The following is a 19,542-nucleotide window of genomic DNA, read 5'->3' as shown; positions in this document are numbered from 1 at the left end:
CGCATCCTCCCTGCCACACTAACCTTTGATAATGGCTCCGAAGGGGCACTTATCATAGCAGGTGCCGCAACGGATACATCTCTCTGTGTCGATGGTGTACCCCGACGCTCTATCCCCAGGGATACATTGTACCGGGCAGTTTCGAGCACAAAGGCCACAACGCTTACAAAGGTCCTGGTCGATGGAGAATTCAATAAGTGCAGGGCAGACACCTGCCGGACATTTTTTGTCTCGTACGTGAGCAATATACTCATCTTTAAAGTAACGAAGAGTCGTAAGTATGGGGTTAGGAGCAGTCTGTCCCAATCCACACAGAGACATTTCCTTGACCATAAGGGCAAGGTTTTTCAGGTTTTCGAGATCTTCCATCGTGCCCTTACCTTCAGTAATTTTGTTAAGAAGCAACAACATTTGCTTTGTTCCCTCTCGGCAAGGAGTACACTTTCCGCATGATTCCCGCTGTGTAAACTCAAGGAAGAATTTAGCAACGTCGACCATACAGTTATCTTCGTCCATAACGACCATTCCGCCGGATCCCATAATGGCTCCAACTTCTGCAAGAGACTCGTAGCTTACGGGAATATCAAGATGTTCTTCCGTAAGGCATCCTCCACTGGGGCCTCCAATCTGAACAGCCTTAAATTTCTTATCGTTAAGGATGCCGCCACCTATATCGAAAATAATTTCTCTCAAGGTGATACCCATGGGAACTTCTACAAGACCAGTATGTTTAACTTTTCCTGTAAGGGCAAAAACTTTCGTTCCCTTAGATTTTTCTGTTCCCATCGAAGCGTAATGAGCACCACCATGACGAATGATATAAGCGACATTTGCCCATGTCTCAACGTTGTTAATATTCGAAGGCTTTCCCCACAACCCCTTATTGGCAGGGAATGGAGGACGTGGACGGGGCATACCCCGCTGTCCCTCAATAGAAGCCATTAGAGCTGTTTCTTCACCACAAACAAAGGCTCCTGCTCCCTCTTTGATATGCAAATTAAAGGAGAAATCAGTACCCATAATATGTTCTCCAAGGAGGCCATATTCTTCAGCCTTTGCTATAGCTGTCTTTAAACGCAGAATTGCCAAGGGATACTCGGCACGACAATAAATATATCCTTCATTGGCCCCTATAGCATACGCTCCAATCATCATTCCTTCGATTATGGCGTGGGGATCTCCTTCAAGAATTGACCTGTCCATAAATGCGCCTGGGTCCCCTTCGTCAGCGTTACAAATAACATATTTTTTGTCTCCTTGAGCCCTAGCACAAAAAGTCCACTTTAAGCCTGTAGGGAATCCGCCGCCCCCACGGCCACGCAAGCCAGAAGTTTTTATTTCTTCAATAACCTGCTCGCGAGTCATTTCCGTCAAAGCTTTACCTAAAGCTTCATAGCCATGCCGAACAATATATTCCTCTATATTATCCGGGTTGATATAGCCGCAGTTTTCGAGAGCTATACGATGCTGTTTTCCATAGAAAGGAATTTCTTTATAGTGAGGAACTTTAGGAGCTTCTTCTGAAACAGTATAAAGAAGCCGGGGAACAATTCGTCCTTTTAAAAGATGTTCGGAGACTATTTCCTTAACATCATCTGCAGCAACCCTGCAATAGAAAGTTCCCTCTGGATAAACAACAACGATAGGCCCCATTTCACACATACCGTGACAACCTGTAGGAACGACGAGGACTTCCCTGTCAAGTTTTTGTTTACGAAGTTCTTCTCGGAATGCGTCCATCACATCATGGGATCCACTAGAGGTACATCCAGTTCCTCCGCAGATAAGAACGTGAGAACGATAGATCGGCATTCTGACTCCCCCCCTTAGTCGGCTCTGCCAATGGCCAGTTTTTCAACGACATGACCATTAACAACGTGTTCAGTAATAATGACGGGGATATCAGAAGGTTTCACATTACCATATGTAATACGCATCCCGTCACGAATAACATCTACTAAAGGCTCATTCTGGCACATACCGATACAACCGGTTGTCTGCACATTGACATCAGTCAACTTTCTCTTCTCAACTTCATCCATAATAGCAGTCATTACTTCGCGGGCTCCTGCAGCAATTCCACAAGTTCCCATACCAACAATAATAACGACTTTTCCTTCGGAACGGGCTGAAGTTAAATCTTTAGATTTCTCGCGAATTTTTTTAAGCTCTTCCAAATTATTAATTTTAGCCATTGCCGTCCTCCTCGTTATTCGAACTTAGCAAGTATTCCGGCCACCATGTCAGGGGCAAGACGTCCAAAAGTCTGGTTATCTACCATCATGACAGGGGCTAGTCCACATGCACCAAGGCAGGCGACCGGCTCTATCGTATATCGTAAATCATCAGTTGTTTCGTTTTCGCTAACGCCTGTAAGCTCTTTGACCTTGTCAAGGATTTTCAAACTGCCACGAACGTGGCAAGCCGTTCCTCGACAAACTCGAACAACATGTCTGCCCCGTGGTTTCAAATGAAACTGTGCATAAAATGTCGCTACTCCATAAATTTCAGCTTTTGCAATCTTAAGCTCTTTGGAGATTGTTTCCATGACTTCGGGGGGCAGGTACCCGAATTCGTGCTGAGCTTCCTGGAGAATAGGAATGAGACCACCTTTCTTTCCCTTCCAAGGAGCCACAATTTCCCGCGTTTTCTGGATTCGTTCCAACTCCACCTGTGACATGATTCCCCTCCTTGTTGTGAACTCCCGAAATGACTTCGGGAACTTTTTCTCAAAGCAAATGCTCTTTATGAAGAACAAGAGATAGCAACATTAATTGCTATCTCTTTCACAATCTTAGAAAAAAACCATATTACGTATTTTCCATACAAAAGACACAGAAAAATCATCAATATAGATAAAAGCCGCTCCCCCTCGGAAAGCGGCCGGCAGTTTTCTTTTCGAGAGGGGTTCCATTATTGTCATCTCTTGGCCCCTCAAACTTTTCCATAGAGGTGATGAACTGAAGAAAAGGAATTTTCAAATTCCACGTTCATGCTATCACATGAATAAAAACTGTACAACCCAACTGAAAAGTGTATATTGCGTCCATTATTCAAAAAAACTAATATTGGGAAGTATGAAATGATGTCGCTTTAAAAAAAGCCCAAACATACATTCCAGGAACAATATTGAGTTCCTGGGCCGCTTCAGGAGTTATTCGAACAACCAGGGTGAGGCCCCTCACAGAAAGTGTAACAAGAACACAATTGTTGCCATTTTCATATGTAAGACTGTCAACAAGCATATACAGAGAATTCCGAGCCGAAATTCCGTCTACCTTTTTTACCGAGAGAACAATAGCGGAAGGATTAATATAAAGATTTTCTCCCTTTTCAGGAAAAACAGAAGAGGTGATCACCTGTCCATCTTGCAAGTAAAGTTTTGCCATGTCTCCCTTTTTTTCCCAAATCCCTTTTATGAGATTATCACGTGCGGAAAAAGAGAGTTTCCCTTCCGATAAGCTCATAATTTGGTCCGCGAGACTTTTAATCCAAATATCGTCATGGCTAACAAGAAAGATAGTTGTCCCCCATTTCTCTCGCCAAACTTTGATAGATTGCTTCATTAAATCGACACTATTTTGGTCGACACTAGCTGTGGGTTCATCTAAAAGTAAAACCTGAGGTCTTAATATAAGGCGACTTGCAAGAGCAACACGTTGAGCTTCTCCTCCAGAGAGTTCAAACCACTTTCTTTTCGCAAAATTTTCAGGTTCAAGACCAACAAAAAGAAGAGCCTGCTCCACCCTTTTAAACAATTCCTTACCACTGATTCCACGTATTTTTAAACCAAAAGCAACGTTTTCCCATACCGTTCTTTTCAAAAGATATGACTCTTGCAACAAGAGCGTTACTGATCTTCGATCTTCCACCGAGAAAGTTTCTATTTTTCTGTTTTTAAAATAGAGTTCACCTTCTGTCGGCCTTTCAAGAAAAGCAAGAATGCGAAGAAGGGTACTTTTTCCGCTACCATTAGCACCGAGAAGTCCTATTATTTCACCTTGCTCTATATCTAAATCTGGGATGTCGAGCACACAACGTCCGCTATAAAAATGTCTGACTTTTTTAAGAGAATATATAGAGCTCATGCCGCACTCCTCCGCTTAAACTCAGCAAGCATCAAATTGACCACTAAAACAAGTGATAAGAGAACCAAACCCAAAGCGATGCCCATAGCAAACTCGCCCTTGCCTGTTTCAAGCGCAATAGCTGTTGTTATAGTACGAGTATGCCATTTTATATTGCCACCAAGCATCATTGACACTCCCACCTCTGAAATAATACGACTGTATGCTGTTATTGCGGCAACTATAACAGCATAACGAGCTTCCCATAGAGTACTTAATGTAAGCTGTCTCTTTGTTGTTCCAAGAGTCAGAAGTGTCTGGCGGAGTTGCACTTCAAGTCCTTCGATAGCAGAAGCGGTAAGAGCTACGACTATAGGTAATCCCAATACAATTTGTCCCAGAGCAATGCCTTCAGTTGTAAAAAGCAATCCCCATGATCCCAATGGACCCCGTCTGGAGATAAAAGAATAAACAAGCAATCCTACAACCACTGTGGGAAGAGCCAAGAGCGTGTCAACACAGGTTCGAATAATATTCCTCCCCGGAAAAGGAACGCTCCCGAGAAAAAAACCTGCCGGAATACCAATAAGAAGAGTGAGGAAAATAGAAAGAGATGACACCTTTAATGTAGTTACAATAGCAGACCATGTCTGTGCATCACCAGATAAAAGAAGACTGAAGGCTTTTAAAATTCCTTGAGAAATATAATCCATAAAGATATTCCTCCAGTTAAAGAAAGCGCCACCCTGTTAAGGCAGCGCTTTCTCTATAAAATATGCTTTTTACTGCGCATCAGCATTCGGGAAAAAGAGAGTCTTTCCAAGCAATTCAAACTTTCCTATTTTTTCCTGAACTTGAGGAGAGACGATCCAATCTATAAATTTAAGAGCCAGATCATACTTGACATTGTCACAGCGGGCAGGGTTAACAGCAATGACACTATATTGGTTTCTTAGAACGGGATCTCCCTCTACTACTATTGCAAAAGGTGAATTCCCTTTGCTTACATCCTCATATTTGATAAAAGTTCCACGATCAGTCATTGTATATGCAGAGCGCTCTGCCGCTATATTGATCGTATTAATCATTCCTTGACCAGTCTGTATATACCATGCCTCTTTATCAGGCGCTAAACCAGCTTCTTTCCAAAGGTTCATTTCCATAATGTGTGTACCTGATTTATCTCCTCGACTTGCAAAAGAAGCATTGGAAGACGCTATTTTACTCAAAGCTTCAACAACAGTCAGCTCTTTAATTCTCGCGGGATCATCTTTAGGACCGATGATAATAAAATCATTGTACATTGTTTGTCGTCTATTTACCCCATATCCATCTTCCACATACTTCTTTTCTGTATCAGGAGCGTGAACAAGCAATATATCTACATCACAATTTTTACCTAATTCCAGGGCCTTTCCAGTTCCAACGGCAACCCACTGTAATTCAATACCTGTATCGGCTTTGAAAAGAGGAGCAAGGTAGTCAAGCAATCCGGTATTGTCTGTACTCGTTGTAGTCGCCATACGTAATACTGGTGTTTCAGCCCAGGCACAAGAAGCAAAAACAAAGAGCGCTACGAAAAGAAAAGCTACAATCTTTTTTTGCATTTTACACATTCTGACTATTCCTCCTTTACATAAAATAAAACCCTCACAAGCTTTAAGCCTATGAGGGCAACATATCATAACGAATATTTAAATTCAATATTAAATACTTATACTATAACGTAATAAGAAAATATTTACGAGGCTCTTCCTAACGACAAAGACATTTTAGACGTTGCACGAATGAGGGAGAAATCCGCTTTTGCACAATACCAATTGCCATAAGAATCCTTCTGCCAATATCCCTGGCACTCGTTCATCTTTTTGCTCGAAACTGCATGCTCACTATTATACCAATTTCCGTTCATGTCTTTCATCCACATAGACATCGCCTCCCTCATAGGAAGCATTATACGTCAACACTCAATATAATGCAACCGGTTGCATTATATTTTTTCGTTATCCTTTTCTTCGACTCTAAAGCGCTCAAAATCCCGAAATTGGCGCCGTAGTAAAAAGGCACCGAATAAGCCTCCTCCCACATCAGAGAATGGAAATGCCAACCAAACTCCATCAGTTCCAAGAAGAGGAGGGAGGATTAAAAGCGGCGGAATGAAAAAAATAACCTGCCTCATAATATTGAGTATTAAGCTCTGACGGCCCAAACCTAAAGCCTGAAACGTATATGATGCAATGATTGTAATCCCAGCAAAAACTACGCAGCTGTAAGAAATAACAAGCCCTCTTGCTGCTAGATTAATAAGTTCTGGGCTCGTCGTATTAAAAATCATAACGAGAGGTCGGGCCAAAAAGAAAACGATAATAAAGCTCAAACCGAAAAACGATAAGGCTCCGGCAAGTGCCCACTTCACCGTCGATTTAACCCTGTCGATATGTTTAGCACCGAAGTTATACCCTATGATAGGTTGAGCTCCTTCACCGATCCCCAAAACAGGAAGGAAAAGCATAGAATCAAGACTAAAAAATATTCCCAGAGCTGATATAGCTATTTCTCCACCATAAACCTTCAAAACTTGATTCAGTAGCCCTAAAATAAAAGTAAAGGTCGCCTCAAGTAAAAAAGGAGCCATTCCTATGGAAACAATCCTTTTAACTATTCTTTTGCGCAATCGTAAATTTATCAATCGAATACGTAAACGTCCTTTATTCCTCGCGTAAAAGGATGTTGCCCATAAAGCAGCTATAAGCTGGGCAGTAATGGTAGCAAAAGCAGCTCCTTCAAGCCCCATATTAAGCCCCATTATCATAACTGCATCAAGAACGATGTTTGCCCCGGCCCCTAGAAGGAGGGTCATCATTGCAAAACGGGGAGATCCTTCAGCTCGAATAAAGTAGTTAAAACCAAAACTAAAAAGAGAAAAGGGAACCCCCATAAGAATAATTCGCAAATATTTCCTGGCTTCTGGCAATAATAAATCAGTTGCTCCCCCCAAACGCAAAATATCGTCTAGGAAAAGCCACCCCAAAATCACGCCTAAAACACTTGCTATGGCAAGAAGAGCAACTGCATTCCCCATAATAACTTCTGCTTGTCGTCTCTTTTTCTCTCCAAGAGAAATTGAAATAAGAGCAGAAGAGCCGACTCCCACAAGCAGGCCCACTGCAATACCTGCAATCATAAAGGGAAAAGCAACAGCAATAGAAGCTATTCCCATAGGTCCAACTGCATGACCTACGAAAATTCTATCAACAATATTGTATAAAGCATTAGCAAGCAGTCCCACTATAGCAGGAGCTGAAAAATGAAAAAGAAGACGGGGGATTGACTCTTCCCCCATCCTTCTTGTAGTCTCCACATCTATTCACCTACCAAATAAAATTCTTTCGATACTATTGTTAATTTTCTCCGGGATATCCTAACTCCCTTGTTAAACTTTGAAGAGTTTCAAGAGCTTCTCTGGGAAGCTTATCTACTCCTCCCCGTTCCGATTCTCTTGATTTAACAAAAGCAATTCGATCTTTAATGCGAGCAAAAATTTCTTTTTTATAGTTCACATCGTTGAGTGAAACAGAGAAATCATCGATATGCATTATTTCAATTGTACGCAGCGGGCCAAAAGGTTTAAAGGAGGCATGCCCTTCAATGATTGATTCGAGTATTGAAAGAGTATGGCAAGGCTGCACTTTTTTGCCCATAAAATCTCCCGTATTTAGAATATAACAGTTTACACCACTATCAAAAAGGGCTTTAAAGCGATTGTAATCTATGCTTAACGGATACGTTCTGAAGGGGTTAGCATAGGGTTCAAAAACAAGAGCATTCGGGTCAACTCCAGGAGCAAGACGTTCTGCCGTCGTTCTTCGCGTAGCTAATGTTGCCCCCATAGTTGCTCCCAAAACCGGATCTGTAAGTTTGAGAACTGGAGGAATAGTTGGATCTTTCATTAGCCAGAAGATAGCATTTATAGGTTCATCTATTCGATCGACACGAGTTGGAGACCAAAGTTTAGACTTTATAGCTCTTCCATTTCCATTACGGAGATCCTCTGTAACGGCACAAACAAGGCCATTCTCATTACGCACCGCTCCGCAATTCTGAAGCGTAACAATAAATTTATTATCATCACACCCCATAGGATAATCCTGAACTTTATCAAAATACGAAGGTTCCAAAGCTATGGAATACCTATCTTTAAGATTAATAACGAAAGCATCGTCATGAAGTACGGTAATATCATATCTATTTTGGTGCCGAGCATGAGTGATAGTAGATTTTCCCGACCCGGAAAGGCCGAAAACAGCGGCAACAAAGGAACGCCCTCCAGAAAGATTATATCTTTTTAATCCTCCATGACACGAAGCAAAACCATTGCGTACGGCAGTTCCCCACGCCAATGTCAGTGTTCCCTTCTTTAGCTCACCGAAATAACGCATTCCTAAAACAGCAGCACAATTATGCTCTGGATCAAAAAGTGACAAGCCTAAAGGATGATCTGGATGTTTCCAGTCTGGATCTGCCAATATATAGATATCACCCTCAACATATTTTTTAGACTCTTTGTACATTTCATTGTAAATTTTATTTATATACTGGAAATTTAGAACCCAATTATAGAGCATATTTTCATGCCCTTTAGGAATGAGAAGGTGGGCTCTAACCATGAAGTCTTTCTCAAGACCAATAACAGCTTCCGTAGCATATAAATCTTTATAGCGCATATTGTAGACTGCTTCCCGCAACTTTGTCGCGTACTCATCAAGAGACACGTTAGGCTCACCAATAATACGTCTCGCTGCTGCGCACCGTCCTACGACAGCTCCATCATTAAAAAGAAGGACATTGCATCCCGTTGGAAGTCCCTGCCATTCCGGTTCATATACTGGCATTCCCGTCAGTTCCACTGTTCCAGGGCTTCTTTTTGCGAGTTCATATGCTTCACGCGGTGTTGTTATATGGAAAACGTTATTACCCCAAAAAGCAGTTTCGATGGTGGTTCTGATTCGTGAGGTAATTTTTTTGAAAGATTCGTCATCTTTGTAATTTCCGAAAGTCGCCATGTGAACACTCCTTTTCTCCACTGGCTCATAAAATGTTAAAAATATCAGAAGACAAGATGTCATTCATCTTACAATATGCACACGATTCCGACTAGAAGCAAAAAGAGAAAAAAAGAGAAGTACGAAGAAAATCCATACATATAGCGTTATAATATTATAAATGACGCTATATAGACTCATATAAACATTTGGTCTTTTCTATAAAGCACTGTATAATCGGACCTCGTGCATTTGAAATTACTCCCATAATTAAGGAGGCCTCTACTGTGATACATCGAATACGGAAAAGAGATGGCCATGAAGTACCCTTCGATGAAAAGAAAATTACAACGGCTGTAATGAAAGCGGCTAAAGCTGTTAATCATGCAAACCCCGCAGAAGTCGGCCAAGAAATTACTCGGCAAATCGTTTCTCTTCTTGAAATTTTCTATAAGGAGGAAGGAATTCCTACCGTAGAACAAGTACAGGATCTTGTGGAAAAATTCCTGATAGAGAAGGGATATGCCTCTATAGCAAAAGCATATATTCTGTATCGAGAGCAGCACGCCAAAATGAGAGATACGCAAAAACTTCTCGGCAGTGCAGCAGACATGATCAACAAGTATCTTAAAAAGCTAGACTGGAAAGTCAATGAGAACAGTAATATGAGTTACTCCCTTCAAGGGCTTAATAACTATATTGCATCTGAACTAACTGCTCAATACTGGCTTCAAGAGATATATTCACCTCGAGTACGGGAACGCCATATTGCAGGTGATTTGCATATTCATGATTTGAGTAACCTCTCAGTATATTGTTGTGGCTGGGACCTTTATGATCTTCTTGTAAGCGGGTTTACTGGAGTACAGACGAAAATGAGCAGTAAGCCAGCGAAACATTTTAGAAGTTTGCTTGGACAAATTGTTAATTTTTTCTATACGATGCAAGGAGAATCTGCTGGAGCTCAGGCATTTTCTAATTTTGATACATATCTGGCTCCTTTTATCTATTACGATAATCTTACATATCGTGAGGTAAAGCAGGCTCTACAAGAATTTATTTTTAATCTGAATGTTCCTACCCGTGTAGGATTCCAGACACCTTTTACGAATATTACGATGGACCTTATCCCCCCTGCTGTTCTTGGTGGCCTTCCAGCGATAGTAGGTGGTCAACCTATGGATAAAACATATAAGGACTTCCAGAAAGAAATGGATATGCTCAATTGCGCTTTTGCGGAAGTCATGCTAGAGGGAGACGCTACAGGCAAAGTCTTCCCCTTCCCTATTCCCACATACAACATAACGCAGGATTTTGATTGGAATAATGACGTGCTCAACTCGGTATGGGACATGACCGCTCGTTATGGAATCCCATATTTTTCGAACTTCATTAACTCCGATATGAGTCCAGACGATGCTCGTTCTATGTGTTGCCGTCTACGTTTGGACAATAGAGAGCTCCGAAAAAGAGGCGGTGGCCTTTTTGGTTCGAATCCCATGACCGGATCAATAGGTGTCGTGACTTTAAATATGCCTCGTATCGGCTATCTCGCCAAGGATGAAGAGAACTTTTTACAGCGCACATTTGAACTTATGGATATAGCAAAAGAAAGTCTCGAGATAAAACGAAAAATTCTTGAACGATTAACAGACGCAAACCTTTATCCTTACTCTAAATTCTATCTTCGCTCTATAAGAGAAGAAACTGGAATGTATTGGAATAACCACTTTAATACGATTGGCATTAACGGAATGAATGAAGCATTGATGAACTTTATGGGTAAAACCATTGCAGACCCCGAAGGGATGGCATTTGCAACTCGAGTGATGACAGCTATGAGGCAACGTCTCTCAGATTTTCAGGAAGAGACTGGCAATCTTTACAATCTTGAAGCAACTCCAGCTGAAGGAACAAGCTATCGCTTTGCACGCCTCGATAAAGACCGTTACGGCAATAGCATTATTGCTGCGAACGAGGATAAAGTGAGACGTTGGGGAGCAGAACCTTACTATACAAACTCAACTCAGCTACCAGTAGGATATACCGATGATATTTTTGAAGCTTTGGAACTTCAGGACAACCTCCAGACACTCTACACAGGAGGAACCGTTTTCCATGGTTTCCTAGGAGAAAGTATGCCTAGCGGTGAAAGCACGAAGCGTTTGGTTCGAAAAATTGCAGAGAACTTCCATCTTCCTTATTTTACGATTACGCCTACTTTTAGTATTTGTCCCATTCATGGCTATATTCCAGGAGCTCACGAATATTGCCCTTACTGCGATGCAGAAAATGGATATGAGGAAGAAGTGAAAACGAAGTGATTTTAGCTGGTATTGTTCCGTCAAGTCTCATCGATTATCCAGAGAAAGTTTCAGCCGTTATTTTTACAAAAGGATGTAACTTTCGGTGTCCTTACTGTCATAATCCGGAACTGGTAGTGGGAAAAGAAACATCACATATTTCAGAAATTGATTTTTTTGATTTGCTTAAAAAACGAACCGGCCTTCTTGACGGCGTTGTTATCAGCGGAGGAGAACCCACGTTACACTCTGATCTTTTACATTTTGTAGAAAAAATAAAAGGAATGGGTTTTCTTATAAAAATCGATACGAATGGTAGCAAACCTGAAATCATACAGACTTTATTGGAAAAAGAGCTTGTAGATTATATTGCAATGGACGTCAAAGCATCTCCAGATCAATATGTTTCGACAGCAGGATACAACGGTTCTATAGAACCCATATTTCAAACCATTAAGCTATTGGAAAAATCCTCTGTCTTTCACGAGTTTAGAACTACCGTTGTACCTGGATTTACTGATGAAGAAGAGATTGAAAAAATAGGTAAAATGATAGAAGGCTCAAAGAAATATTTTATTCAAAATTTCAGACCTTCTAATACTCTTTTAAATGAACTATCTAAGCAACGTGGTTTTTCAATAGCTGAATTAGAGCATTTCAAAGAGATCGCTTTAAAATATGTTTTAAATGTGGAAATACGTAACTAGAGAATTAAAGACGAAACTGAGTTTAAGGAGAAAGTTAAGGAGGAGAAAAAATGAATAGCGCAAAACGGACTAAGTGTGAAGTTTATTCACGTGTCGTAGGTTTTTTAACTCCCGTCTCCCAATGGAATAAAGGGAAAAAAGAAGAATTCAAAGATAGAAAAACATTCGATAACGTTTTAAGAAAAGAAGAAAAATAGGAAGAACTTAAAAATATAAAAATAAACAATCTATTAGACTCTTCATAAAGGGATCCTGAATTTCAGGGTCCCTTTATGTTTTTACACTCCAGTTTTTTTAAAATCGTGCTACAATAAAAACATTGTAAAAAAGGCTTCCCACCGGAATTGGAGGGAGATATGATGTCATCTCTGTTTATTTCCGCACTTACTAAAAACTTCGGGAAACTTAAAGCCGTCGATAATTTTTCTCTAGAAATAGCCAGTGGTACTGTTCATTCTTTAGTTGGTGAAAATGGAGCAGGAAAATCTACAGTTGTAAAATGTGTTTATGGTTTATATTCACCCACATCAGGCTCTTTCGAGCTTAACAAACAGAAAATTTCAATAAAAACCCCTCGGGATGCAATGAAATACGGAATTGGAATGGTTCATCAACATTTTATGCTTGTCCCCTCGCTGCCTGTGTATAAAAACGTAGTTCTTGGCGACGAACCTTTTCATGGTTTGGTTTTTGATGATAAGCAGGCAATAGAAAGCGTTGCGTCACTCTCTTCACAGTATGGACTCGAAATTGACCCTTTAGCTCCTGTTCACTCTTTACCGGTAGGTATTCAGCAGCGAGTGGAAATACTCAAACTTCTTTATAGAAAAGCCGAAATTCTTATTTTCGACGAACCAACAGCAGTTTTGTCTCCTAAAGAAATAGATGGCCTTTTTTCGATTATTAAAGAATTTCGTAAAGCTGGTAAAACCATTATTTTTATTGCCCATAATCTCAATGAAGTTCTCGCAATTTCTGACGTTATAACAGTCATGCGCAAAGGCAAACATATTGCCACGTTACCCCGTGCAGAGGCAAATGCAGAAAATCTGGCTTCTCTTATGGTTGGACACAGCGTACATATTCCTGTTTTAGAAGAAACTTCATCTCATGAATTAAAATCCTGTATTGAAATAAAAAATCTCACCGTTCTCGGGGACAGGCACCAAGAGGCTATAAAAGATTTTTCGCTGGAAGTTCATAAAGGAGAAATAGTAGGAATAGCAGGTATTACCGGTAACGGACAGAGCGAACTTGAAGAAGCTATTTCAGGTCTTCGTACCGTTAAAGAAGGGCAAATCTTTATGGGGGGAAAAGATATTACCTACCTATCTCCTCTGAAGCGAAGACGTGAAGGTTTTTCATATATCCCCGAAGATCGAATAAAAACAGGTTTAGCTCCCCTGGCCTCATTAAAAGACAACGCTCTTTTAGGCTATCAATATAAATCCTCCTTCTTAAAAAGAAACTTTTTCCAAAATTTCCCCGCCATCAAAAAATTCACTCAAAATCTTATGAAACAATATAACGTCATGGCTGCCAATGAAAATATTCAAGCAGGAACTCTTTCAGGAGGAAACATGCAGCGTCTTGTTATGGCGCGTGAATTAGAACAGGCTCCTGAATTTCTTCTTGTCTCTCAACCTACACGAGGTGTCGATATTGGTGGAATATCCTTTATACATGATCGTCTCCTTAGCTTACGAAAAGACGGAAAAGCTATTTTACTCATATCTGCAGACCTTGACGAAGTCTTATCTTTAAGCGATAGAGTTGCCGTTATCAACAGAGGAACATTAGTTGCCATTCTTCCTCGAAAAGAGGCAAATCGAACCCTTATCGGACGTTTAATGTTAGAGGGGGTATAAAAACGTGAATTATTCATTAAAAGACTGGTTTTCCCGCTATCGCGATCAATGCATCATTCTTATTTCTTTCGGCCTGAGTCTTCTTATTGGCTCTATTCTTATCCTTTTTTACGGAGCTAACCCAATTGAAGCCTATGCTGAAATGATTATAGGTGCTCTGGGAGACACCGATGCTTTTCTAGCTACTTTAGCACGAGCTGTTCCTCTTGTACTTTCAACAATGAGTATAGCTGTCGCTTTTTATGCCGGAATGTGGAATATTGGTGCTGAAGGGCAACTCTATCTCGGCGCCTTTGCAGCCGCTTTTATTGGAATAGAGTTTGCGGGGATGCCTGGTTTTATACTCATACCCCTTGGACTCGCCGCCGGAATAAGCGCAGCCGCTTTTTGGGCCTGGATTCCAGGCAAACTACATCTTGATCGTGGTCTCAATATTGTTGTTCTTACAATAATGCTTAATTCCATTGCCATCCTTTTTACGACCTTCCTTGCTACCGGACCATACGCAGGAGAAAGAACAAGTGCAGGAAGCACCGAAAAAATTGCTGAAGCCATGCGCCTTTCCCACTTCCAGATTTTTGGAACTCTTAACACTGGCATTTACATAGCTATAGTAGCAGTAGTTGCTGTTACGATTCTCATGACCCTCTCTGTATGGGGATATGATTGGCGCTCTTCCCGCATGAATATTCGCTTCGCACAATATGGAGGTATTGATGTACGAAACAGACAAATGACAGCCATGCTTTTAAGTGGAGCCCTTGCAGGTCTTGCCGGTTCCCTTTTGGTCATGGGAGACCACTATCGTTTTCTCATTAATATCTCACCTGGGTACACATGGACAGGAATGATACTGGCCATGATGGTTACTTATTCTCCTCTTGGAGGAATTATCGCCGCTCTTGTCTATTCCGTTATGAGCTCTGGAGCCCTTCAAATGGAGCTTATGACCGACATCCCTCAAGAGTTAGTGTCAGTCATTGTCTGCTGCGCCGTTCTTTTTGTAACTGCTGGAATATCTATCGCAAACCGTTTGGCAAATCGTATCAGGGAGGATTAAACCATGCTTGACTTTGTCAGAGCAACAATACGAATGTCTACCCCCTTATTGCTCACTGCTCTTGGCGGAACATGGACACAACAAACCGGTGTTCTCAATATCAGTCAAGAAGGAGCTATGCTCATTTCGTCTTTTTTTGCCGTCTGCGGCAATTATTTTTTTGAAAGTTGGGTTATCGGAATTCTTTTCGGCATGGCTGCGGGATTGCTTTTTAACATGTTATTCGCGCTCCTCTGCGTTTTTTTAAGAGCTAACATATGGGTAGTCGGAATGACCCTCAATATTCTTGCCGATAGTCTATCTATTCTTCTTATGAAAAGTATTTTCCATGTAAAGGGAGGATTCAGGGATCCACGTATGGTTCGCATTCCAGACGTACACATACCATGGCTTGGTGACCTTTCTTTAATCATAATAGTAGCCTTCGTTCTTTTCTTTATTTTTTGGTTCTTTGATTCCAAAAGTGTTTTTGGAATGCGTTTAAAAGCTGTAGGAGAAAATGAAGAAGCTCTTTCTGCCGCGGGAATTTCTCCGATACGTCTTCGTTTTAAGGCCCTCGCAATAAATGGGCTCATGGTCGGAATGGCCGGAGCATTTCTTTCTACTTCATATCTAGTTGCTTTTGTCAGCGGAATGAGTGCAGAGCGAGGTTGGCTTGCCGTAGCTGCTGTCATTTTTGGGGGAGGAAATCTCCTCTGGACTGTTGTGGGCGTTTTTCTCTTCGGTGCTGCGCAAACAGTAGGGATAGAGCTTCAATCCTTTGGATTTTCAAGCCATTTAGCTCTGATGCTTCCTTATATTTTAGTTATTTTTGCATTGATTTTCAAAAACTGGAAACGAATGAAGCGGGCACAACAGGCCTGATTCAAAATACTCTCAGATGAGGTGATAAGGTATGAGTAAAAAAATATGGTGCCTTTTTTTAGCTGGCTTACTTCTCTTCGGAGTCATTGTCGCACCAGTTTTCGCCGCAGACAAAACAAAAGTAGCCCTTGTTATTGCCAATAAACTGGGCGATGCCTCTTTTTATGACTCTGCAAATGCGGGTCTTGAACGGGCTAAGAAAGAGCTGGGTATTGTCGGGAAGGTTGTAGAATGCAACTTCGACCCTGCAAACTATGTTCCTTATTTAGCAACTGCTGCTAAAAATTTCGATCTTGTATTTGTAGTAGGCTTCGAATTTATCGACGCTATAGAGCAAGTTGCACCCGAGTTTCCAAACACTGATTTCGCCTATTTTGACGTTTCTGGAGAAACAGCCCATGTAACATATGTCGACTTTAAAGAAAATGAAGGAAGTTTTTTGGCAGGAGCTCTCGCCGCGATGATGACAACACGAGAAAACGATCCACATGTTAATAAAGATGCCATTATAGGAGCAGTCGGTGGAGAAGATATCCCCGTTATTCACAATTTCTTTGTGGGATATGAACAAGGAGCCAAGTACGTTAACCCTAACTGTAAAATTCTTACCGGTTTTGTCGGAAGCTGGTCAGACCCCGCTAAAGGAAAAGAGATGGCCTTAAATCAGTATCATAACGGTGCTGACGTTATCTTCCAGGTTGCCGGCGGTACTGGAGAGGGTGTAATTGCTGCTGCAAAAGAGGCAAACTTCTATGCTATTGGCGTCGACTCGCCACAAGAATATCTTGCTCCTGAAGTCGTTCTCACTTCTATGCTGAAACGCCTCGACAACGCTGCATTCGACCTTATAAAAGCAAAACAGGAAGGGACATATCCAAGAGGACAAGTCGTATCTTATGACCTGAAAAATAACGGCGTCGGACTTTCATGGACTGACAGTGCTCTCAAACTTGTTCCCGAAGACGTAAGAGTTAAACTTGAAGAAATTACTAAAGATGTCGTGGAAGGCAAAATTGTTGTTGAAGAATATAAATAAGAGGAGATGAGGTTATGGGAAGGAAATTAACGAGAGGACTTTTGGCCTTTTGTCTTGTCCTCCTCCTTGCCGTAAGCGCCTTTGCTGCAGATGGGACAGTTACATTCATCACTATGAATGATATTCATGGACACATTTATCCATACTCAATTAGTCAAGAAAAAAATGGGGAGAAGGTCAAAGTTGAAGTTGGAGGTATGGCCCGTGCTTCTACAGTTATAAGAACGGAAAAAGCTAAAAATCCAGGGAATGTTTTTGCTCTGGAGATGGGAGATATTAATGAAGGGCCACTTTTCTTTTTCTATAAAGGTCTTCCCGAAGTCAGATCTCTCAATTTAGCTGGAATTGACGTTGGAACGTTGGGGAATCATGAATTTGACCTGGGAGCTGCTGTTCTCGAAGATGTTATGCGTTATGCCAAGTTCCCTTTTACTATCGCCAATCTGTATACGGATCTCCCAGCTTTTAAAAATCTCTATCACCCTTACGTTATAAAGTATGCAGCCAATGGATTAAAAATAGGCTTCTTTGGTCTCATCGCTCCTGAACTCGCTACAGTAACGACTGGAAGTCGCCAATTCAGAGTAGGACAAAATCTTATTGAAGAAGCACAACGTATGGTGAACATACTACAAAAGGAAGAGTGCGATGTTATTGTCGCTATGACTCACATCGGAGTGTACGCAGATCGAGCCATTGCAGAATCTGTAGAAGGTATTCATATTATTACAGGCGGGCACACCCATACATTAATCGAAACGCCAGAAATTATAACCGGCCCTAACGGGTGGAAAACGATGGTTACTCAGTCCGGTTCAATGGGGAGATATACAGGCATTGCCCGAGTTGCCATAAAAAATGGCAAGCTTGATGAAGAGCACTCGACGTGGGTAGCCAGAGAGCTCACGACTGCTATCCCAATGGATAAAAGAGTATCATGGCTCATTGACCCCTTCCAGCAAAAGCTTGATGAACAACTAGGTGAACCTATAGGCATCATGGATCAGGACGCAGATGCCAGAAAAATCATGGTAAGAGGACAAGAAGCTCCTATAGGAAACTTTATTGCTGACGCCCTTCGCTGGAATGGACAAACACAAATAGGTCTCATGAACGGAGGAAGCATCAGAGGAGACAAAGTCTATCCCGCAGGGGAAGTTTCATATAAGACTCTCTATGAAATGCTTCCTTACGGTAATACTCTTGTACGTTTTGAACTTACGGGAGAACAAATTCGAAACATTCTTGAAGTTTCTGCCTCTGCCCTTATTCGTGAAGGTGATGGGTACGATGGCAATCTGAGAACTCCAACTGGCGGATTCATTCAGGTAGCTGGACTTAAAGTGACTTATGACTTAAGTCGCCAACCTGCAATTATCAACAACGAAGGGGAACTTGTTAAGACTGGAAACCGCGTTGTCGACGTATTAGTAGAACACGAAGATGGAACATGGACACCTTTAAATCCCCAGGCTGTCTATACAGTTACAACTAACGATTGGTTGGGCACAGGTGGAGACAAACATTACATATTTAAAATGGCAGGACCTACCGCCTATAGTCTACAGTTAGGAGATGTTGAAAGTCTTGCACAATATGTTCGCCATGTGGGGCACATAACGCTTCAAGAAGAAGGAAGAATAACGATTCGTTAGAACAGATTCGTTCCTATGATAGTTCACCCCCCCAACTTAGCTACAAAAGCGAAGTTAGGGGGGTCTTCTTATTTTCTGTCTATATATTGGGCACTCCATTCTCCGCCATAAAAATTATAATCAAATTCGTTTTGTCCAAACCACGTTCCAGAAAGACTCCCCTTTGAATAGGTCCCTTTCAAATCACAGAAAAATCCATTATCGGAACGATATCTACTATCGTGATAGTCTATTACAGTCATTTTTCCCGAAATCGACGCTTTAATGGTGGCATTCTCAGGGTTATAGGTTCCCTTAAAAGGCGAGTTTATATCCATCTTATATTTGGAATCTTTATATGATCCAGCAAAAACACCACGTACAGAGGTACCAGAAATAGTCAATTGGAGAGATCCAGAAAACCCCTTGCCGCTAAAAACACCTTTATAATCTCCATCAACTCTCATCTTACCAGCCACAGTCTTCACTGTTTCCTCTTTATTTTCAGATTTCTTATGAATGGATTTCGCCACCAAAGCTTTCGTGAAGCCACTTCCACTCCTTACCACTATCTGAATCCCCTGGGCATCTCCCATAGCCACGGCCGGAACAGAAGTCGACTGCCCCGGAGACAACGAGATAGTGTTGCTGCTTCCCTGCCCCCAACCTACTCCTCCCGACTTAATCTCGTTGATAGCCGCTAATGTCATCGATACGTTATCCACAACATGATCGGAAACATTCGTCACCACAATATCGAAATAAGTCGTATCTCCTTCTCCCTTACGAGCTGATACGCTACAGACAAGGGGCTCAGCTAGCGAAACCTTCTTTTCAACCTTCGGCTCTGGTAAAACTTCTACCTCATCGGGCTTCTCTGCTACAACTGCTTGAGCCTCTTCTGGCATATCCGGATCGGGAAGAGCTTCATCCAACCCTATCTCCGATTCTTGGTCCGATA

Annotated in this window: 17 protein-coding genes and 1 pseudogene; 8 read left to right on the top strand and 10 right to left on the bottom strand. The window is 41.5% G+C overall.

Annotated elements, in window-relative coordinates; all coding sequences use genetic code 11:
• Positions 1 to 18: 18 nt before the first annotated feature.
• The 9 genes from VB083_RS04395 to VB083_RS04355 form a co-directional block, all read right to left on the bottom strand.
• On the bottom strand, positions 19 to 1,812 hold the full coding sequence (locus VB083_RS04395) for an NADH-quinone oxidoreductase subunit NuoF (RefSeq protein WP_213691552.1): 1,794 nt from the start codon (positions 1,810 to 1,812) through the stop codon (positions 19 to 21).
• A gap of 14 nt (positions 1,813 to 1,826) precedes the next feature.
• The gene (locus tag VB083_RS04390; protein ID WP_213691553.1) at positions 1,827 to 2,195 is read right to left on the bottom strand and encodes a (2Fe-2S) ferredoxin domain-containing protein; all 369 of its coding nucleotides are present in this window, start codon (positions 2,193 to 2,195) and stop codon (positions 1,827 to 1,829) included.
• Between the two features lie 14 nt (positions 2,196 to 2,209).
• Positions 2,210 to 2,680: an NADH-quinone oxidoreductase subunit NuoE gene (gene nuoE / locus VB083_RS04385; protein WP_213691554.1), complete on the bottom strand. Its 471-nt coding sequence runs from the start codon at positions 2,678 to 2,680 to the stop codon at positions 2,210 to 2,212.
• A 382-nt stretch (positions 2,681 to 3,062) separates the two neighbouring features.
• Complete coding sequence (locus VB083_RS04380) at positions 3,063 to 4,088, bottom strand: ATP-binding cassette domain-containing protein (protein WP_213691555.1); 1,026 nt, start codon at positions 4,086 to 4,088, stop codon at positions 3,063 to 3,065.
• Positions 4,085 to 4,780, bottom strand: coding sequence for an ABC transporter permease (locus VB083_RS04375; protein ID WP_213691556.1), 696 nt, complete (start codon positions 4,778 to 4,780; stop codon positions 4,085 to 4,087). Before VB083_RS04375 ends, VB083_RS04380 begins: the two co-directional genes overlap by 4 nt.
• A gap of 69 nt (positions 4,781 to 4,849) precedes the next feature.
• The gene (locus tag VB083_RS04370; protein WP_213691557.1) at positions 4,850 to 5,683 is read right to left on the bottom strand and encodes a substrate-binding domain-containing protein; all 834 of its coding nucleotides are present in this window, start codon (positions 5,681 to 5,683) and stop codon (positions 4,850 to 4,852) included.
• Positions 5,684 to 5,808: 125 nt separating this feature from the next.
• Positions 5,809 to 5,994 (bottom strand): hypothetical protein, encoded by a 186-nt coding sequence (locus VB083_RS04365; RefSeq protein WP_213691558.1) that lies wholly within the window; start codon positions 5,992 to 5,994, stop codon positions 5,809 to 5,811.
• Between the two features lie 63 nt (positions 5,995 to 6,057).
• Entirely contained in the window at positions 6,058 to 7,428 is a 1,371-nt protein-coding gene (locus VB083_RS04360; RefSeq protein WP_213695591.1) for an MATE family efflux transporter, read from the bottom strand.
• Between the two features lie 40 nt (positions 7,429 to 7,468).
• The gene (locus VB083_RS04355; RefSeq protein WP_213691560.1) at positions 7,469 to 9,130 is read right to left on the bottom strand and encodes a phosphoenolpyruvate carboxykinase (ATP); all 1,662 of its coding nucleotides are present in this window, start codon (positions 9,128 to 9,130) and stop codon (positions 7,469 to 7,471) included.
• Between the two features lie 266 nt (positions 9,131 to 9,396).
• Between VB083_RS04355 and VB083_RS04350 the strand changes: the two genes are divergently transcribed.
• From VB083_RS04350 to VB083_RS04315, 8 genes are all read left to right on the top strand, one after another.
• The gene (locus VB083_RS04350) at positions 9,397 to 11,433 is read left to right on the top strand and encodes a ribonucleoside triphosphate reductase (RefSeq protein ID WP_213691561.1); all 2,037 of its coding nucleotides are present in this window, start codon (positions 9,397 to 9,399) and stop codon (positions 11,431 to 11,433) included.
• Complete coding sequence (locus VB083_RS04345; protein WP_213691562.1) at positions 11,430 to 12,119, top strand: anaerobic ribonucleoside-triphosphate reductase activating protein; 690 nt, start codon at positions 11,430 to 11,432, stop codon at positions 12,117 to 12,119. Before VB083_RS04350 ends, VB083_RS04345 begins: the two co-directional genes overlap by 4 nt.
• 50 nt (positions 12,120 to 12,169) lie before the next feature.
• Positions 12,170 to 12,316 carry an anaerobic ribonucleoside-triphosphate reductase gene (gene nrdD / locus VB083_RS04340; protein ID WP_213691563.1) on the top strand — a complete coding sequence of 49 codons (147 nt, stop codon included), beginning with the start codon at positions 12,170 to 12,172 and terminating at the stop codon, positions 12,314 to 12,316.
• 162 nt (positions 12,317 to 12,478) lie between these two features.
• The gene (locus VB083_RS04335) at positions 12,479 to 13,987 is read left to right on the top strand and encodes an ABC transporter ATP-binding protein (RefSeq protein WP_213695590.1); all 1,509 of its coding nucleotides are present in this window, start codon (positions 12,479 to 12,481) and stop codon (positions 13,985 to 13,987) included.
• A 4-nt stretch (positions 13,988 to 13,991) separates the two neighbouring features.
• Positions 13,992 to 15,047 carry an ABC transporter permease gene (locus VB083_RS04330; protein WP_213691565.1) on the top strand — a complete coding sequence of 352 codons (1,056 nt, stop codon included), beginning with the start codon at positions 13,992 to 13,994 and terminating at the stop codon, positions 15,045 to 15,047.
• A 3-nt stretch (positions 15,048 to 15,050) separates the two neighbouring features.
• The gene (locus VB083_RS04325; protein ID WP_213691566.1) at positions 15,051 to 15,911 is read left to right on the top strand and encodes an ABC transporter permease; all 861 of its coding nucleotides are present in this window, start codon (positions 15,051 to 15,053) and stop codon (positions 15,909 to 15,911) included.
• A 31-nt stretch (positions 15,912 to 15,942) separates the two neighbouring features.
• Entirely contained in the window at positions 15,943 to 16,947 is a 1,005-nt protein-coding gene (locus tag VB083_RS04320; protein WP_213695589.1) for a BMP family lipoprotein, read from the top strand.
• Positions 16,948 to 16,961: 14 nt separating this feature from the next.
• Positions 16,962 to 18,602 (top strand): bifunctional metallophosphatase/5'-nucleotidase, encoded by a 1,641-nt coding sequence (locus VB083_RS04315; protein ID WP_213691568.1) that lies wholly within the window; start codon positions 16,962 to 16,964, stop codon positions 18,600 to 18,602.
• 68 nt (positions 18,603 to 18,670) lie between these two features.
• Here the strand turns inward: VB083_RS04315 and VB083_RS04310 are convergent.
• Positions 18,671 to 19,542 (bottom strand): annotated as a pseudogene (locus VB083_RS04310) (hypothetical protein); the annotation flags it as partial.

The organism is Aminobacterium sp. (genome assembly GCF_034926885.1).
Classification (GTDB): domain Bacteria; phylum Synergistota; class Synergistia; order Synergistales; family Aminobacteriaceae; genus Aminobacterium.
This window is presented reverse-complemented; position numbering and strand designations above follow the sequence as displayed.

Bases quoted from the DNA above. Each gene is read 5' to 3' on its own strand.
- VB083_RS04395 (WP_213691552.1), bottom strand. From the start codon at position 1,812: ATGCCGATCTATCGTTCTCACGTTCTTATCTGCGGAGGAACTGGATGT.
- VB083_RS04390 (WP_213691553.1), bottom strand. From the start codon at position 2,195: ATGGCTAAAATTAATAATTTGGAAGAGCTTAAAAAAATTCGCGAGAAA.
- nuoE (WP_213691554.1), bottom strand. From the start codon at position 2,680: ATGTCACAGGTGGAGTTGGAACGAATCCAGAAAACGCGGGAAATTGTG.
- VB083_RS04380 (WP_213691555.1), bottom strand. From the start codon at position 4,088: ATGAGCTCTATATATTCTCTTAAAAAAGTCAGACATTTTTATAGCGGA.
- VB083_RS04375 (WP_213691556.1), bottom strand. From the start codon at position 4,780: ATGGATTATATTTCTCAAGGAATTTTAAAAGCCTTCAGTCTTCTTTTA.
- VB083_RS04370 (WP_213691557.1), bottom strand. From the start codon at position 5,683: ATGTGTAAAATGCAAAAAAAGATTGTAGCTTTTCTTTTCGTAGCGCTC.
- VB083_RS04365 (WP_213691558.1), bottom strand. From the start codon at position 5,994: ATGTGGATGAAAGACATGAACGGAAATTGGTATAATAGTGAGCATGCA.
- VB083_RS04355 (WP_213691560.1), bottom strand. From the start codon at position 9,130: ATGGCGACTTTCGGAAATTACAAAGATGACGAATCTTTCAAAAAAATT.
- nrdD (WP_213691563.1), top strand. From the start codon at position 12,170: ATGAATAGCGCAAAACGGACTAAGTGTGAAGTTTATTCACGTGTCGTA.
- VB083_RS04335 (WP_213695590.1), top strand. From the start codon at position 12,479: ATGTCATCTCTGTTTATTTCCGCACTTACTAAAAACTTCGGGAAACTT.
- VB083_RS04325 (WP_213691566.1), top strand. From the start codon at position 15,051: ATGCTTGACTTTGTCAGAGCAACAATACGAATGTCTACCCCCTTATTG.
- VB083_RS04320 (WP_213695589.1), top strand. From the start codon at position 15,943: ATGAGTAAAAAAATATGGTGCCTTTTTTTAGCTGGCTTACTTCTCTTC.
- VB083_RS04315 (WP_213691568.1), top strand. From the start codon at position 16,962: ATGGGAAGGAAATTAACGAGAGGACTTTTGGCCTTTTGTCTTGTCCTC.